Raw genomic sequence first — 1,407 nt, forward strand, 5'->3', positions numbered from 1 at the left:
AGCATTTCGGTGCGCCGCTCGAGCAATGCGCGGCCTTCGCGCTCGCCCGCGACGGCCGCTTCGAAGGCCGCCTCGCAGACCCTGACGATGCGATGGCGGGATATGGCTGGTACGACGCTCTGCCACGGATCACAGTGCTGAGGTTCGAGATCGAGCGCGACGGCGCCGCCCATGTCTTCGACAGCGATACCCTGTCTGACCTCGAAAGCGGGACGGTCGACCGGCTCGCGCTCGTGGTCGAGATCACAGGCTCGCGGCCCGAGACGCTGACCGTCGCGGCCCCCGTCGTCATCGACTATGACGATGCACATCACTGGGGCTTCGAGGAGGCGAACATCCTTCTCGCCTCGCGCGACGCGATCTCCCCGGATGAGCTTGTCGAGCTGCTCGAAGCATCCTGCTTCTGCGCCAGCGACGATCGCGAGGCTGACAGCTGGGAGACGCAGAACGACCGCTTCCTCCTTGATGCACGGGAAATGGCGACCCGCCTGCTTCTTGGCGACGACGCAGCGCTGGTCGAACGGCTGCGCGCGATCATTTCCTACAGGGCGCAATGGTTCGTGCCAGAGGGGCGGCAGTTCGCGGCGGTCATCGGGCGCAACGCGATCGACATCCGCATCGAGCCCGTCACCCCAGCGCCGGCATCCTGACCGCGGCTTTAGAAAGGACCCTTCTATGCGATCGATCAGGGCGGCCCGCCCGGCAGACCGCGCCGCCGTGCACGAGGCGATTGACCATCTGCGCAGCGCGCGTCACCTTCTTGCGAGAAGCGGTGCGCTCCGCGCCGCCGCGGCGGTCCGCCAGGCGCTGCGCAGCACGGAAAGCGCGGCCCGGCGTGTCGGCCACCGCATCCGCAGGAGCCAGGGATGAGCCGTTACGAACTGAAGCCGAGGGCGGGAAACGGCGTCATCAAGGCCGTGATCGGCTGGGACCGTCCCCTCCAGACCTTCTTCGCCCAGGTGTTCACGCCTACCGAGGAAGAGCCCGAGGAAGGCGAGGCAACGATCTGGCTCGGCACTGAACCGGGCGAGCTTCCAAGCCCCGAGGCCGCCGTCCGCGTCGTTGCGGTCTATGCCGAAGTTCCCTTGACGCTCGCAGCCGATCTCGCGGCCGATATGGATGCCACCGTCGGCGTGAAGGACGGCGCCCACCAGGCCGAGGCCAAGAAACGCCTGTTCGGCTCGATCCACTAGACCTCGTCGCAGACCCTTCGCACGGCAAACCCGAAGTCCACTTATGCAAATCGGGGCATGGATCGAGGCCCACAAGCTGGTCGCGACACAGGGCTGCCGCTCAAGAAGCGAGGGGGGCAAGGCTCGCCCGACATTTCGGCCTCCCGTTGAGCCGGTCGCCCCGAGGCCGCGGACGCGGGCCTCGGATGGGGCGCTTGCGCGCCTGCTCGGCCGA

At 67.6% G+C, this 1,407-nt stretch carries 1 protein-coding gene and 1 pseudogene; both read left to right on the plus strand.

Annotated features, from left to right (window positions below):
• Window positions 1–650: pseudogene (locus tag V2B31_RS06095) on the plus strand (ATP-binding protein); the annotation flags it as partial.
• Between the two features lie 216 nt (window positions 651–866).
• The gene (locus V2B31_RS06100) at window positions 867–1,193 is read left to right on the plus strand and encodes a hypothetical protein (RefSeq protein ID WP_007015539.1); all 327 of its coding nucleotides are present in this window, start codon (window positions 867–869) and stop codon (window positions 1,191–1,193) included.
• The last annotated feature ends 214 nt before the right edge of the window (window positions 1,194–1,407 follow it).

The organism is Sphingobium sp. (assembly GCF_036170395.1).
GTDB lineage: Bacteria > Pseudomonadota > Alphaproteobacteria > Sphingomonadales > Sphingomonadaceae > Sphingobium.